The sequence below is a fragment of the Ruegeria sp. TASC047 genome, from assembly GCF_059612445.1.
On the sequence record NZ_JBXWQP010000040.1, the window covers coordinates 27,554 to 42,373 of the forward strand.

Here is a 14,820-nt window from a genome sequence, read left to right on the forward strand (position 1 = left end):
TGCTTAGTCGTCGAAAAAGAACTCATCCGGGCGGTGAACGCCGAAATGCGCACCGGGCTCCCATGCCCACATGGCCTGTTCCGGCACATTGCGCAGACGGTTCGACACGACAATGGGTTGGGGTGCTCCGTTCAGGATACCGATGGCAAAAAGCTGGTCGGCGTGGATTCTCAGCATCTCAGTCCAGACTTCCTTGCGTTCGTCATCGGTAGTTGCGACCTCCCAGTCATGGGCCAGTTGCATCAGGCGTTCTGCCTCGGGCATGTCGGGGGCTTCCCCGGCTTCACCACCTGTCTGGTAAAACTGGCCCCATTTAGGCCAGGCCAGGAAGACCTGATCGGTGGGTGCCAGATACGCCGGGGACGTGTGCGCCTGCGGGATACCGTCATCCCATCCATACCAGACCGATGCCATCGAGTTTCCGGCAAACACCCGGTTGCGCAGGATATCGCGATCCAATGGGCGCATAACCAGCTTGACCCCGATCTCGCGCCAGGTGTCAGTAACGATTTGCAGGGCGTTTTCAACCTCTTGCCGCTCGCCAGCGGTTTCGATCACCAGTTCCATAGGACGGCCGTCCGGTAACAGGCGAATACCGTTTTTGTCGCGCTCGGTCAGGCCGACCTCATCCAGCAACGCATTGGCCTGCCCGACATCGTAACCGGCCCATGCCGTGGCATTCTTTTCATCGTAAAAGGGCGAGGCAGGCAGAACCGACATTGCGCCGGGATGCGCAAGCTTGAAATACAAAGCCTGATTGATTGTCTCGCGGTCGATGGCAAGGGACAGGGCGCGCCGCACACGGACGTCACGCAACACTTCGCGCCAGACGTCATCCTCGAAATTGAGGTTCGGATAGATCGCGATTTGCGATGCAACGCCGGTTTTCCACAGTAATGTCTTGTATCCGCCTTGCGCCTCGCCTTTTTTCAGGATCGAAGCGTCGCGGAAATCCAGACCCCGGCCTTGCAGGTCGCTTTCCCCTGCATTGGTTTTGGCAGCGACCAGACCGGGGGCAACAATCTCCATCTCGACCACATCGATATAGGGCAGTTGAACCCCTTTGCTGTCGATGCGGTGGTAATAGGGGTTACGTACGAAATTGTGGCGGATTTTCTTGCCGGAACTTGCGTTCAACCAGGGTTGCAATGTGGGTAATTCGTGATTGTCGAACTTGTACAGGTTGTCGAGCTTGTTGTGCAGCGCGGCCCAGCTTTTCACGCGGGCATCGTCGACCAGAAAGGCAAGTTCCTCGGGGTCGGCATATTTCTCGTGATATCGTTTCAGGAAAGCTGCTGGGCGATAGATAAAGGGCGGTCTTGCCTGAGCCAGCGATTGTAGAAAACCCGGGTTAGGGTCCTCCCATTCGAAAATCACCGTGGTTTCATCCGGGAAGGTAACGGTGGGTGATTTGCCTTCGACAATCAGAAAATCCGGCGGGCCTGACGGGCTGAGCAATTTGTTGTTGGCAACGTCTTCCCACCAATAGCGGAAATCTTCCGACGTAAACGGAGAACCGTCTGACCATTTGTGCCCTTCGCGCAGTTTCAGGGTGAACTTGCGGCCGTCTTCGTTTTCAAACGACGCCAGCAAATCGGGGATAATCTCGTAGTTCTGGTCGAATCCGACCAGCCGGGCATAGCCATAGACAACCATCTGGCGGATATCTTTGGACCGCGTGATCATGGTGCGCAGGGTGCCGCCCTGTTTGCCGAACTCGCGACTTTTTGCTGCCAGATCTACAATCAGCGGGTCCGCTGGCAGGCGCTCTTGAACGGGTGGCAGATTGCCCGCTTCTACTTCCGCGTTCCAGAACGCGCTTTCCTGCGGCGTCGGGATTGTCTCTGCCGTGGCGGGCAGCATCCCGATGAGCGCCAGCGAAGCGGCCAGGATCAGAGGGCGAGTGGTCTTAAACATGGCAACGTACCTTATGGCCCGGTTCCAATTCCACCAATGAGGGTATCACGGTGTCCGAGAAACGAAAGGCTTCATCCCAACTGTCCGGCGCGCCGGCGCCCAAGGAAACCACTTGCAGGTCGATCGGGCGATTGATGTCGGGTTCGGGTTGAGCGGCAATCAGCGCTTTGGTGTAGGGGTGGCGCGGATTGTAGAAAAGAGTTTCGGGCGGTGCTTGCTCGACGATCAGGCCGCGACGCATCACGGCAACTTCGTCGGCGATCCGCGCGACCACAGCCAGATCGTGCGAGATGAACAGATAGGACAGGTTCAGGCTGTCCTGCAGGTTTTCCAACAGGGTCAGAATCTGCTCTTGTACCGATACGTCCAGCGCCGAGGTGGGTTCGTCACACACGATGAGCTGCGGGTCGAGCATCATGGCGCGGGCTATCGACAGACGTTGCCGCTGGCCCCCCGAAAAGGCGTGTGGATAGCGTTTCAGCATGTCGGCTGTCAGGCCGACGCGTTGCAACATCTCGGCGGCCTTGTCGCGCTGCTCGGCCGTTGTTCCGATACGGTGAATTTCCAGCGGCTCGGTCATCGCGTCCTGAATGCGCATCCGCGGGCTGAGCGAGCTGTAGGGATCCTGAAACACCATCTGCGCATTGCGCTGAAACGCCGTACGCTGAGCGCGGGTCATGTTGTGCACTGTGATGGGATCGGCATTCGGCACGGTGCGAAACAGGACTTCTCCACCGGGATCGGGCAGTTCCGCACCCAATGCGATCCGCGCGGCTGTTGTTTTACCTGATCCGCTTTCACCGACAATGGCCAGCGTCTTGCCGCGTGCCAAATTCAGATCGACCCCTTTGCACGCATAGATTTCCTTGTCGGCCTGCCACCCTTTGCTGGACCGCATCGTGTAGGTTTTGGAGACACCCTTCATCTGAAGGATCAGATCGTCGTCCGGCATCGGTATACCCACAGCATCCTGATCTGGAATTTCCGGTGCAGCATCAAACAGTTGTTTGGTATATGGATGTGCGGGGGAGGTCAGGATTGGTGCGGCCGGGCCAGCCTCCATAATGCGGCCCTTGTGCATGACCACAACCTGTTCGGCCATGTTGGCAACCACGCCCAGATCATGGGTCACCAGAATAAGCGCCATGCCGGTCTCGCGCTGCAATTCCTTGATCAGCCCCAGAACCTGCGCTTGCGTGGTCACATCCAGCGCGGTGGTTGGCTCATCCGCGATCAGCAGTTCGGGTTTGGATACCATTGCCATCGCAATCATGGCGCGTTGGCGCATTCCGCCCGACAGCTCGAACGGGTAGGAGTCATAGGCACGCTGCGGATCTGGAAAGCCCACGCGCTCGAACTGTGTCAGGACCTTTTTGCGCGCCTCGGACTCGGAAAGCCCACGATGGAGCCACAAGACTTCACTGACCTGATTCCCAATCTTGTGCAGAGGTGACAGCGATCGCATGGGTTCCTGAAAGATCATCGAAACGCGATTGCCACGAATGCCGCGCATTTCTCGTTCGCTGACCGCTGTCAGGTTACATGTACCTTTGGAATCATTCAAAGTTATCGTGCCGCTGCGTATCTGCGCCGTTCGCGGCAGAATCCGCAAGACGGCCCGGCACGTGATGGTTTTACCCGATCCCGATTCACCGACCAGCGCCAAGGTTTCTCCTGGTTTGACATCGAAATTCACATCCGTGACCACGGAACTTCCCGCACCAAAGCCGATGCTGAGGTCTCTGACAGACAACAACGCGCTCATGCAGGCTTTCCAACCGTTTGGCCGCTTGGTGACATCGGTCGTTTCAACTCCCCGTGATTTTTTCGTCAGTGTCGCGCGGTTCCGCCTGTCTAGTCAAACCCGTTCTTGGGCTGAAATGTCGCGAAAATGTGAAACTTTGGGCTTCGTCGCTACACAAAGTCTTGAGAATTTGTCATCTAAGGCGGCGTCGGGGGCACCTATGCTTTCGATTGGTATCAAGGAGATATTTGCCAGTGTCCGAGAATCAAAGCCGTCTGGACTTGTTTATCGATCGTATGGTGTCGCAGCGCGCCTGCCTGGATCACGCGATTGCGCAAACGGCAGGCATGGCTGGCCCGGTGTTTGAACTGGGGTTGGGCAATGGGCGCACCTATCATCATCTTGTGCAGCATATCGATGGACGCCCTGTCTTTGTGTTCGAACGCGCGGTGGCTTCGCACCCTGATTCAACCCCGCCCGAGGATCGGGTGATCTTGGGGGATGTGCGCGAGACGCTGCCAGCGGCGGTCGACAGGTTTGGACCGACAGCAAGCCTGATTCATGCAGACCTTGGGGGGCATAATCGCGAAAAGAACGACATCTTTGCGCGGCTTGTTTCCCCGTTGATCGAGCCCTTGCTGGCACCGGGTGGATTAATGGTTTCAAGTGACCGGATGTATTTCGAGGCGCTGGAGGAAATGCCGTTGCCCGAGGGTGCCGTCGAAGGGCGCTGTTTCATCTATCGGCGTTGACCAGAGAGAAGGGGCCTGCATGATATTCTACGATTGCTCTACGGCCCCAAACCCGCGCCGTGCCCGTATGTTTATCGCGGAAAAAGGGTTGGACATCGAAACGCACGAAATCTCGATTGCCGAGGGCGCGCAGTTGAGCACTGAGTTTCGTGCAGTGAACCCCCGGGCCACAATCCCGGTTCTGGTAACGGATGAAGGCGCAGTCCTGACCGAAAATCTTGGCATCGCCGCGTATCTTGAAGCGCGTTTCCCCGAGCCGTCCTTAATGGGCCGTACCGCTGATGAAAAAGGGTTGGTCTTGATGTGGAACGCAATTGCCGAGCAGCAGGGCGGTGCACCCATCGCTGAGGCTTTGCGCAACAGCCATCCGGCGTTCAAAGACCGTGCCATTCCCGGCCCTGTTAACCATGCGCAGATCCCTGAGCTGGCGCAGCGTGGGCGCGAGCGGGTTGCGTCGTTTTTTGAACTGCTGGAGGCGCGGCTGAAGCAAAGCGCGTATGTTGCGGGCGATGTATTCACTCTGGCGGATATATCCACTTTTGTTTTTGTCGATTTCGCGCGCGTCATCAAGACGCGGATACCGGAAGGAAATACAAGAACGCAGGTCTGGTTTGAAAGCGTGAAAGCCCGCCCAAGCGCGCAGCTTTAGGTATTCAAAGCATGCGGCAGAGTTCTCGCATTCCGCACTGTACAGAATTGTCTAGACAGAACTGAACAGTGCCACTAGCGTCTTCCCAGATTCTGTTCAGGGAGGTCGGGATGAAATCCCAATATCGCGTAGTGGTCATTGGTGGGGGCGTCGTTGGTGCCTCGGTTCTGTATCATCTGGCCAAATTCGGCTGGTCCGATGTGGTCATGCTGGAGCGGCGGCGGCTGGCATCGGGATCGTCATGGCACGCAGCGGGCGGCATCCATGCCCTGAACGCGGATCCGAACATGGCCTCGTTGCAGGCCTACACAATTGACCTACTGAGTGAGATCGAAAAAGAATCGGGCCAGAATATCGGTTTGCACATGACCGGTGGTCTGACGCTGGCCGGTACGCCTGAACGCTGGGAGTGGTTGCAGGCCAATTACCGCATCTTCCAGTCAATCGGCATTGATGATTGCGAGCTGCTGACCCCGCAAGAGGCACAGAGACGCTGCCCAATCATGTCAACCGACGGTGTTTTGGGCGCGATGTGGGCGGATCGCGAAGGGTATATCGATACGACAGGCACTGTTCAGGCTTATGCGACTGCGGCCAGAAAACGTGGTGCCGAATATTACGAGGAAACCAAGGTCGAAGAGCTGATCCAGACAGATGATGGTTGGCAGGTTGCGACCGATAAGGGCACGATCACCTGTGAACATGTGGTCAACGCGGCCGGGCTCTGGGCCAAGCAGGTTGGGCGTATGGCCGGGGTAGAGTTGCCAGTCTCACCGTTGAAGCACCACTATCTGATCACAGACACTGTGCCCGAAGTGGCGCAGGCGGATTTCGAGATGCCGATGACTGTGGACCTCGAAGGATTCACCTATATGCGGCAGGACCAGAAGGGCGTTCTGGTGGGGATCTACGAGGTCGATCACGAACACTGGGCGATGGATGGCGCGCCGTGGAACTATGGCGAGGAACTGTTTCAGGAACAGCTTGACCGGATCGAGAACGAACTGACATTGGGCTTTGAGCGGTATCCGTCAATCCAGAAAGTGGGCATCAAGACATGGGTCAATGGTGCGTTCACGTTCTCGCCGGACGGTAACCCGCTGGTCGGTCCGGTTCCGGGCAAGCGCGGCTATTGGACCGCCTGCGCGGTGATGGCCGGGTTCCTGCAAGGTGGTGGCGTTGGCAAAACACTGGCCGAATGGATGATCCATGGTGAGCCCGAAGCGGACGCCTGGCCGATGGATGTGGCGCGCTATGGTGATTTCGCACAGAACAAGCGGTATATTCGTGAAACCACTGGCCAGTTCTATTCGCGCCGCTTCGTGATGACCTACCCGAACGAGCAATTGCCTGCGGGTCGCCCGTTGAAGATGGCTCCGGCGCATGACGCGATGACCGAGGCCGGATGCAAATGGGGTGTCAGCTGGGATCTGGAGGTGCCGCTGTATTTCGCGCCCAAAGGGTTCGAGGAAACGCCAACACTCAAACGTTCGAACGCGCACGACATTGTGGCCGCTGAATGCAGGACCATCCGTGAGGGCGTGGGTCTGATGGATATCACGGGTTTTTCCCGCTTTGAGGTTTCGGGCCCAAATGCCGAGGCTTGGCTGGATAACGTTATGGCGTCGAAACTGCCCGCCCCGGGACGTGCCAAACTGGCGCCGATGCTGGGCGAGGACGGGCGGCTCAAAGGCGATCTGACCGTGTTGAACTGGGGCGATGGCCGCTGGTGGATCATGGGCAGCTATTACCTGCGCGCCTGGCATATGCGATGGTTCAACGATCATATGATGGATGGGGTCACTGTCCGCGACCTGGGAGAGGAGTATTGCGGGTTCGCCGTGGTCGGACCAAAATCGCAGGCGGTGGTCGAAAAATTGGCCGAACAGGATATCTCGGGTCTGAAATTCATGGGCTGCGGTGATTTCGACATCGGTCTCGTCCGTGCCCGCGTGGCTCGTATGTCGGTGACCGGCGAAAAAGGGTATGAAATCAACTGCCGCTATGGCGATCACATCAAGCTGCGCCGCATTTTGCTGGAAGCCGGTGCAGAAGAGGGTATCCGCGAGTGCGGTTTCAATGCGATGCTATCAACCCGGCTTGAGAAAAGCTTTGGCATCTGGTCGGCAGAGTTCACGCAGGCTTACACACCCGGCATGACCGGCATGGATCGCTGGATCGACTGGGACAAGGATTTCATCGGCAAGAAGGCCGCTCTGGCCGAACGGGATGGCAATGGCCCGGCGCAGGTGCAGGTGACACTGGAAATCGATGCGTTGGACGCCGATGCCAGCGGGTATGAGCCGGTCTGGGCCAATGGTGAACGCGTGGGTTTTGTGACCTCAGGCGGTTACGGGCACTATACCGGCAAGTCGTTGGCAATGGCCTTGATTGACCGTGACAAGGTGGACCCGGGTACGGAACTGTCTGTCCATGTCGTAGGGGTGGAATGTCCGGCGCGGGTAATTGCACCGTCGCCCTACGACCCTCAGGGCAAAGTGATGCGGGGCTGATCATGACGGCTCCGGACCGACGACGCCGAAGGCGAGGGGGCGCGGCTGCCCCGCAGCCCAGCCGCGATGTGAACTATCGCCAGCTCAGGAACCCTTTCCCTTTGATGGAGGTGTTCCCGGCTGACCGGATCGCGGACATGCACGAGACAGCGTTGCGTACGCTCGAGGAGTTGGGTGTAAAGACCCTGCTTCCCGAGGCGCGCAAGCTGTTCAAGCAGGGTGGCGCGCGTGTGGATGAAGGCAGTGAAATGGTCTTTGTCGGGCGCGAGATGGTTGAGGCTGCCGTTGCCTCGGCCCCCAAATCTATCGCTTGTCGCGCCGGTTCGCGGCATCGGGATTTCACTCTGGAACTGGGTTCGCTGGTTTTTCAACCGGGGGCAGGCGCGCCGAACGCAACCGATCTTGAGCGTGGCCGTCGCCCGGCGACCAGTCAGGATTATCTGGAGTTTCTAAAGCTCACCCATCATTTCGATGTGTTCCAGATGATCTCGCCTCAGGTTGAACCTCAGGATGTACCGACGCATTTGCGCCACTACTTCACGACACAGGCGCAGATGGAACTGACCGACAAGTTTCCGTTCCTCTTCTCGCGCGGCACGCCGCAGGTCATGGATTGCTTTGAGATGCTGTCCACGGCGCGCGGTCTGTCGGATGATGAGTTCCGGGGCAATGCGCATTGTTACACGATCATCAACACAAACAGCCCGCGCACGTTGGATATTCCCATGGCGCAAGGGCTGATCGACTTTGCGCGCCACGGTCAGATGTCGATCATCACTCCGTTCACTCTGATGGGGGCGATGGCGCCGATCACCGTGGCCGGGGCAATCACCCTGTCCCATGCCGAGGCGCTTGCCGCGCTGACCTTGACGCAGCTGGCCAGACCGGGCGCTCCGGTCTGTTATGGCACGTTCACCAGCAATGTGGACATGAAATCCGGCGCGCCTGCATTCGGGACGCCTTCGCATTTTCAGGCGTCACTTGCCGCAGGCCAACTGGCGCGTCACCTTGGCTTGCCCTGGAGGTCGGCGGCAGGGTCGGCGTCAAACAGCAACGACGTGCAGGCGGCGAATGAAAACCAGTTTGGCCTTTGGGGTTGCCTGATGGCCGGCGCGACTGTGATCATTCATTCAGCGGGCTGGCTGGAAGGGGGATTGACCGTATCCTTCGAAAAGTTGGTCTGTGATGCCGAGGTGCTGAACATGGTGGCCGAGCTTTGCGCAGGCGCGCAGGCGGGGTTCGCCGAGATCGGCTTTGACACCGCCTTGCGTGAGGTCGCGCCCGGCGGTCATTTCTTTGCCTGCCCCCAGACGATGGAGCGCTACACCACCGAGTTCTATCAACCGCATGTCCATGACTACGCCAATTTCGGCACATGGACCGAGCGAGGATCGACGGATGCCAACCACCGTGCAACGGGGGTTTGGCAGGGTATTCTGAACGATTTCAAGGCCCCCGCCATAGACAATGATCGTTTTGGTGCCTTGCAGGACTTTATCGCACGCCGCACCGCAGAGGGTGGGGCGCCACCGGAGAGTTGAATGAACAACAAACCTATCCTTCACCGCGATGATCCCGAGGCCGAGCCCCTGATCGGCAATATCAAGGTCACCCGCGACGACTGGCTGAACGTGGCGATGGACGTGCTGATTTCGGACGGGGTGGACCAGATCAAGGTTCTTAACCTAGCCGAGCGGATGGCCGTGTCACGTTCATCCTTCTACTGGTACTTCAAGTCCAGACAGGAACTTTTGGATGCACTGCTGGCGCGGTGGCAGGCGACCAATACGGTTGCGCTTGTAAAACAGGCCGAAGCACCAGCCGACACGATAACGGGCGCGGTCTGCAACGTGCATCGTTGTGTGGTCAATACGGATTTGTTTGACACCGCGTTGGATTTTGCCGTGCGCGACTGGGCGCGTAAATCGGGCAAAGTACGCCGTGCGCTGGACCAGTCAGACACACGGCGGCTTGAGGCTTTGCACGCGATGTTCGCCAGATACGGCTATTCCGAGATCGAGTCCGAAACGCGTGCGCGCGTGCTGTATTACATGCAGATCGGATATGACCTTGCACAATTGAACGAACCCTTCGAGACGCGGATCTCGATGGTGCCGCATTACCTATACGCCTTTACGGGCGTCGAACCGAAACCCGAAGAAGTTGAAGAATTCAGCGCATATTCCCGGCGCTACTGGAAAGGAGACCCGAAATGAGTCAACCAGACGCAATCATCATTGGTACCGGCGTGATCGGCGCGGCCATCGCGTTCGAAATGTCCAAGGCGGGTTGGAAAACCCTGTCTCTGGATCGCAACGCACAGGTTGGACACGGTTCAACCGCCGGGTCCTGCGCGATCATCCGGATGCATTATTCCACCTTCGATGGAACGGCGTTTGCCTGGGAAGGCTATCATTACTGGCGCGACTGGGCTGACTATCTTGGACTGCCGGAGGGGGCCAATCTGGCTCAGTTCAGGGAAACCGGCTGCCTGGTTATGAAGACCGAGGCGAACGGGATGCTGGAAAAGCACATGCGCAATTCATCAGAACTGGATTGTCCGTTCGAAGAATGGTCGGGGGATAAAGTGGTTGAACGCCTGCCGGTTTATTCGCTGGACAGCTTTGCTCCGGCGCGCCGCATGGATGACCCGGAATTCGGCCAGCCTAACGGGCGAAAGATGACGGGTGGAGTGTACTGGTCGCAGGCGGGGTACGTCACCGACCCGGCCTTGTCGGCGCAAAACCTGATGGATGCTGCCAAACAGCACGGGGCCGAGGTGCGTACCAGTGCTGAAGTCACGGAAATCCTGACCGAGGGCGGGCGCGTTTCCGGCGTCAAGTTGGCCTCGGGCGAGGAAATCCATGCGAAGGTTGTGGTCAATGTGGCAGGACCTGGTTCGTCCATCATCAACAAGATGGCCGGAGTTCTGGATGACATGACCATCAAAACCCGCCCCCTGCGGCAAGAGGTCGTGCATGTCCCTGCCCCGGAAGGGTTCGACTTTGAAAACGACGGAACCATCGTCTCGGACAGCGACATTGCCTGCTACTGCCGCCCGGAACACGGCAACCACATCCTTGTGGGATCAGAGGATCCGGAGTGTGATCCGCATCAATGGTGCGAGGATGACGTCACCTACAACCGCGAGTTCACGGACCAATGGACCACACAGGCCATGCGATACGCGCAGCGCGTGCCTTCCCTTGGCATCCCATCGAAAACGCGTGGTGTGGTTGACCTTTACGATGCCTCAACCGACTGGATTCCGATCTATGACAAATCCAGCCTGCCGGGGTTTTACATGGCATGCGGTTCCAGCGGGAACCAATATAAGAATGCACCGATTGCGGGTAAGATGATGGCAGCCCTGATCGCATATTGCGAAGGCGGAGCGGATCACGACGCGGAACCGCTGCAATTCGAACTGCCTTATATCAAACGGACCATCGACGTGGGCTTTTACTCACGCAAGCGCCCGATCAATGAGGAAAGCAGTTTTTCGGTTCTGGGCTAGTCGGGTTTTGGCATCGATCAAAGTCGAGTGGGGCAGGTTAACAGCTTGCCTCGCTATGACCGGCCGAGGGATAGGCGCATAGCTTCTGGGCTGCGCATCGGACGGCATATCCTGGTACGAGCTACGTTGCCGCGAAAGTCACCCAGGCCCAGACCATCGCCACATAAGTCAGGTTGTGCAGGCACTGGTCTAACCCAGCTGCACGCCAGAACGCGGCCTGCGTCGGCTCAAGCTGTTTCTTGTCTGAATAGCTAGCTTTCAAGAAATCGATATTGAAATGAATGACCCATTCAAGCAGTCCGACAATCAGGATGAACAATACCGGAGCGCCAAACGCGGCAAACACGATGACAGAGCCCGCAACATGTACTGCTGCGTGCTGCGCGCGTCCCAAGTGAAAATACTCGCCTCGGCCAGAGAGCATTTTCGGTGTCTGGAGGTAGTAGTCAGCGAACATGTGCTTGACCTGAAAAAGGCAAAGCATAAGTAACACTGCGCCAATACTGGCAGTCAAAAGAACCCTCCCGATATCGTTCTAAACTGACTTTAGGCAATAACACGGCCATGCGTAAATGAACTAGTTCACATAAGATAAAGAAAATTCTCAGGTGGGAAAAAATTTGCATAACGCGTCAGTATGGCAGTAAATTCAAACCGTTGAATTTGGGCGCGCGGCATCCGGGCCGTGTTATCGGCCAGCAGTAGGGGCAGGTTCCATAGAACGCACGATTTTCCGCTTTATTTGGAAATACTCCAAACGCGATCAGCTGATCCTGCTGGCTGTGACGGCGACGTTGTTTCCGTTGCTCTATCTTACGCTGGAACTGCCCAAGCGTATCATCAACGACGCAATCGGTTCGACAACGGCCGAAGTGGATGTCTGGGGCTATACGCTTTCACAGACGAATTTCCTGATCATCTTGTGCTTTGCTTTCCTTGCTGCCGTGTTGGCGCACGGGCTGATGAAAATGCGCATCAACACCATGAAGGGTGTGCTGAGCGAACGCATGCTGCGACGGTTTCGGTATCAGCTGGTCAGCCGCGCGCTTCTTTTTCCGCAACCCTATTTCGAACGGGTCAGCCAGGGCGAAATGGTCTCGATGATCACGGCTGAAAGCGAACCAATGGGCGGGCTGATGGGCGATGCGATCAGCCAGCCGGTTCTGCAAGCCGGTCAGATGATCACCATCCTTTCTTTCCTGTTCTTGCAAAGCTTTTGGTTCGGGCTGGCCGCAGTCGCCCTGATCCCGGTGCAGGCCTGGTTAATCCCTAAATTGCAGCGTCAGATCAACCTGTTGAACAAGAAGCGTATTCAGGAAGTTCGGACGTTGGCTGCCCAGATCGGCGAAAACGCGGCAGGTGCGTCAACCCTCCGCAGCAATGGCGGCTGGCGCTATCGCCGGGCTATGATCTCCGATCAGTTGGGGCGGCTTTTCGCGATCCGCTTTGAGATTTACCAGAAGAAGTTCTTTATGAAGTTCATAAACAACTTCATCTCGCAGCTGACACCATTCATGTTCTACCTGATCGGTGGCCTTCTGGTGTTGCAGGGTTCGGTTTCGCTGGGGGCATTGGTTGCGGCGCTGGCGGCGTATAAGGATCTGAGCTCACCCTGGAAAGAGCTGCTGACCTATTACAACCAAACCCAGGACATGTCGTTGCGCTGGGATATCGTCGTTGACCGCTTCGATCCAGCCGGATTGAAGGACGAAGCGCTGTTCGAGGGCGAACCAGCAGAGCGCCCCCACCTGAGCGGTGATATAGCGCTAAAGCACGTCTCGGTTCGTGACATGGACGGCAATCAGGTGCTGGATGATCTGAATCTTACTTTTCCCGCTGGCAAGACGATTGGCATTGCCGCACCCAGCGAAGAGGACCGGCGCGCCATGGGTGAGCTGCTGACCCGCGAGATTTTGCCCGCTGCCGGCACGGTTCAGGTTGGGGATCTGAACCTGGCAGACCTGCATCAGGGCGTAGTGGCCGCACGTATCGGGTATGCAACGTCCCGCCCGGTCATGTTTCAGGGAACGTTGGGTGACAACGTGATGATGCCGATGCGGTTCAAACCCTTGGCTGAATCCACAGATGACCCAGATTTTGCCGAGACCTTGCGGGCTGGAAACAGCATGGATCCGTTCAGGGTGGAATGGCTTGACCCGGCGCTGGCCGGGTTTGAAGACGCGACGGCGTTGCGCGATTGGTGGTTGCAACTGATTGATGGAATGGGGTCCGGGGCTGCCCTGTTCCGGCGTGGCGCTGAACAGAGCTTTGTTGCGACCGAACACTGCGAACTGGCAAAGAAACTGGTCGAGCTGCGCCCGCTTGTGCGGCAGGCGGTCCATGACGCGGGTCTTGAGCAGCAGGCGCTGATTTTCGACCGGAATGCTTACAACCCGGCGCTGCCTGTTGCAGAAAACCTACTTTTTGCGACGCCTCGCGTGCCGGTGACGCAGGCTTTGCTTGCCCGGCAGAAGGTTTTCCTCATGCAGTTGCGAGAGTTGGGGCTGGATGAGACGTTGATCGCCCTGACGCGTGACGTGATCGAGATGCTGCGCCAGATCTTCGGGTTCGACGGAACCGACCATCCGTTGTTCCGCAAGCTGGGTCTTGATGCAAAGACCTATGAGGCAGCCGTGGAGCTGGTTGAACAGACCCGCAGAGAGGGAACGTCAGGGCTGGATGACGAACAGCTGGCCAGTATGTTGGCCGTGCCTTTCGTCGTCTCGGCTGAACAGATTGGCCCGGCGTTCACGGATGAGCTGAAGGATCGCATTCTGGAACTGAGGCAGAGTCATTCGGACAAGCTGTTGGAAAGTCTCAAGGACGCTTTTGTTCCGCTGGACCCGGAAGATTTCGCGCCTGGATTGACGGTCATGGAAAACGCGCTGTTCGGCAAGGTCAGCCAGATAGGTGGCGCGCGATCGGATGAGGCCCGCAAGGTCATTGTGGACGTGTTGGAGGAGAACGGCGCGCGTCCTTTGGTGGTCGAGCTGATTTATGACATTCCGGTTGCTTTGGGTGGGCAGAGCCTTCCGGCGGTTTTTGCCGAACCGCTGGCGTTTACCCGCGCGACAATCAAGAAGCCGGATATCCTGATCCTGGAGCAGGCATTGGCCAGTTACGACATGAAAACGCAGGTGTCGGTCTACAAGAAGCTGCGCGAGTTGTTGCCGGATGCCACGGTGTTCTACCTCAATGACCAGTTCGAAAACCCGGACGTATTCGACATGTTCGTGGAAATCCGGCAAGGTCGTGTCGTCTCGGACGGAGGACCGGTGGACGTGGGAAAAGACAGCGCATCTTCAGCAGATCTGGCGCGGAAACTTCGCGCGCTGGAGCAGACCCCCTTGTTTTCGGGGCTGGACCGGAGGCAATTGCGCCTTCTGGCTTTTGGCGCGCAATGGTTCGATGCCAAGCCCGGTCAGGTGGTTTTCCTGAAAGATGATCAGCCGACCGATGGCGCTTATGTGGTGCTGGAGGGCGAGGCCGGCCTGTACCTGCCGCAGGAAGATGGCCCCGACCAGTTGATCACCACCGTGGGGCCGGGCGCATTGGTGGGTGAGCTTGGTCTGATCCGCAAAGAACCACGCGCGCTGAGCATGGTGGCCGAAACAAACCTATCCTGTCTTCGGATCGGTGAGGAAGAGTTCCTGGCCGTTGTGGAAAACGATGCGGCAACCGCGTTCAAGCTGATGCAGGTGATCGCCGGTTACGTGTCCAATTAGGAG

10 protein-coding genes are annotated in these 14,820 nt (G+C 57.7%); 7 read left to right on the plus strand and 3 right to left on the minus strand.

What is annotated here, in order from left to right:
- Window positions 1–3: 3 nt before the first annotated feature.
- Window positions 4–1,917: an ABC transporter substrate-binding protein gene (locus tag AC2FLO_RS15480; protein ID WP_496753113.1), complete on the minus strand. Its 1,914-nt coding sequence runs from the start codon at window positions 1,915–1,917 to the stop codon at window positions 4–6.
- Entirely contained in the window at window positions 1,910–3,682 is a 1,773-nt protein-coding gene (locus tag AC2FLO_RS15485) for an ABC transporter ATP-binding protein (RefSeq protein ID WP_496753112.1), read from the minus strand. The genes AC2FLO_RS15480 and AC2FLO_RS15485 overlap by 8 nt, the downstream gene beginning before the upstream one ends.
- A gap of 233 nt (window positions 3,683–3,915) precedes the next feature.
- Between AC2FLO_RS15485 and AC2FLO_RS15490 the strand changes: the two genes are divergently transcribed.
- From AC2FLO_RS15490 to AC2FLO_RS15515, 6 genes are all read left to right on the plus strand, one after another.
- The gene (locus AC2FLO_RS15490) at window positions 3,916–4,413 is read left to right on the plus strand and encodes a class I SAM-dependent methyltransferase (protein WP_480585924.1); all 498 of its coding nucleotides are present in this window, start codon (window positions 3,916–3,918) and stop codon (window positions 4,411–4,413) included.
- 19 nt (window positions 4,414–4,432) lie between these two features.
- The gene (locus AC2FLO_RS15495; RefSeq protein ID WP_480585927.1) at window positions 4,433–5,062 is read left to right on the plus strand and encodes a glutathione S-transferase family protein; all 630 of its coding nucleotides are present in this window, start codon (window positions 4,433–4,435) and stop codon (window positions 5,060–5,062) included.
- A gap of 110 nt (window positions 5,063–5,172) precedes the next feature.
- Window positions 5,173–7,575: a GcvT family protein gene (locus tag AC2FLO_RS15500; RefSeq protein ID WP_496753111.1), complete on the plus strand. Its 2,403-nt coding sequence runs from the start codon at window positions 5,173–5,175 to the stop codon at window positions 7,573–7,575.
- A gap of 2 nt (window positions 7,576–7,577) precedes the next feature.
- Window positions 7,578–9,116 carry a trimethylamine methyltransferase family protein gene (locus AC2FLO_RS15505; RefSeq protein WP_480585933.1) on the plus strand — a complete coding sequence of 513 codons (1,539 nt, stop codon included), beginning with the start codon at window positions 7,578–7,580 and terminating at the stop codon, window positions 9,114–9,116.
- Entirely contained in the window at window positions 9,117–9,791 is a 675-nt protein-coding gene (locus AC2FLO_RS15510; RefSeq protein WP_480585935.1) for a TetR/AcrR family transcriptional regulator, read from the plus strand. It abuts the gene before it with no gap.
- The gene (locus AC2FLO_RS15515; RefSeq protein ID WP_496753110.1) at window positions 9,788–11,092 is read left to right on the plus strand and encodes an NAD(P)/FAD-dependent oxidoreductase; all 1,305 of its coding nucleotides are present in this window, start codon (window positions 9,788–9,790) and stop codon (window positions 11,090–11,092) included. Before AC2FLO_RS15510 ends, AC2FLO_RS15515 begins: the two co-directional genes overlap by 4 nt.
- A gap of 121 nt (window positions 11,093–11,213) precedes the next feature.
- Here the strand turns inward: AC2FLO_RS15515 and AC2FLO_RS15520 are convergent, their stop codons facing one another.
- Window positions 11,214–11,576 carry a DUF3307 domain-containing protein gene (locus tag AC2FLO_RS15520; RefSeq protein ID WP_480488349.1) on the minus strand — a complete coding sequence of 121 codons (363 nt, stop codon included), beginning with the start codon at window positions 11,574–11,576 and terminating at the stop codon, window positions 11,214–11,216.
- Between the two features lie 244 nt (window positions 11,577–11,820).
- On the opposite strand from AC2FLO_RS15520, the gene AC2FLO_RS15525 reads away from it, so the two are divergent.
- The gene (locus AC2FLO_RS15525; RefSeq protein WP_480586362.1) at window positions 11,821–14,817 is read left to right on the plus strand and encodes a cyclic nucleotide-binding domain-containing protein; all 2,997 of its coding nucleotides are present in this window, start codon (window positions 11,821–11,823) and stop codon (window positions 14,815–14,817) included.
- The last annotated feature ends 3 nt before the right edge of the window (window positions 14,818–14,820 follow it).

What these genes read in the sequence shown, in the direction of transcription:
- AC2FLO_RS15480 (WP_496753113.1), bottom strand. Translation starts at nt 1,917, where the DNA reads ATGTTTAAGACCACTCGCCCTCTGATCCTGGCCGCTTCGCTGGCGCTC.
- AC2FLO_RS15485 (WP_496753112.1), bottom strand. Translation starts at nt 3,682, where the DNA reads ATGAGCGCGTTGTTGTCTGTCAGAGACCTCAGCATCGGCTTTGGTGCG.
- AC2FLO_RS15495 (WP_480585927.1), top strand. Translation starts at nt 4,433, where the DNA reads ATGATATTCTACGATTGCTCTACGGCCCCAAACCCGCGCCGTGCCCGT.
- AC2FLO_RS15500 (WP_496753111.1), top strand. Translation starts at nt 5,173, where the DNA reads ATGAAATCCCAATATCGCGTAGTGGTCATTGGTGGGGGCGTCGTTGGT.
- AC2FLO_RS15505 (WP_480585933.1), top strand. Translation starts at nt 7,578, where the DNA reads ATGACGGCTCCGGACCGACGACGCCGAAGGCGAGGGGGCGCGGCTGCC.
- AC2FLO_RS15510 (WP_480585935.1), top strand. Translation starts at nt 9,117, where the DNA reads ATGAACAACAAACCTATCCTTCACCGCGATGATCCCGAGGCCGAGCCC.
- AC2FLO_RS15515 (WP_496753110.1), top strand. Translation starts at nt 9,788, where the DNA reads ATGAGTCAACCAGACGCAATCATCATTGGTACCGGCGTGATCGGCGCG.
- AC2FLO_RS15520 (WP_480488349.1), bottom strand. Translation starts at nt 11,576, where the DNA reads ATGCTTTGCCTTTTTCAGGTCAAGCACATGTTCGCTGACTACTACCTC.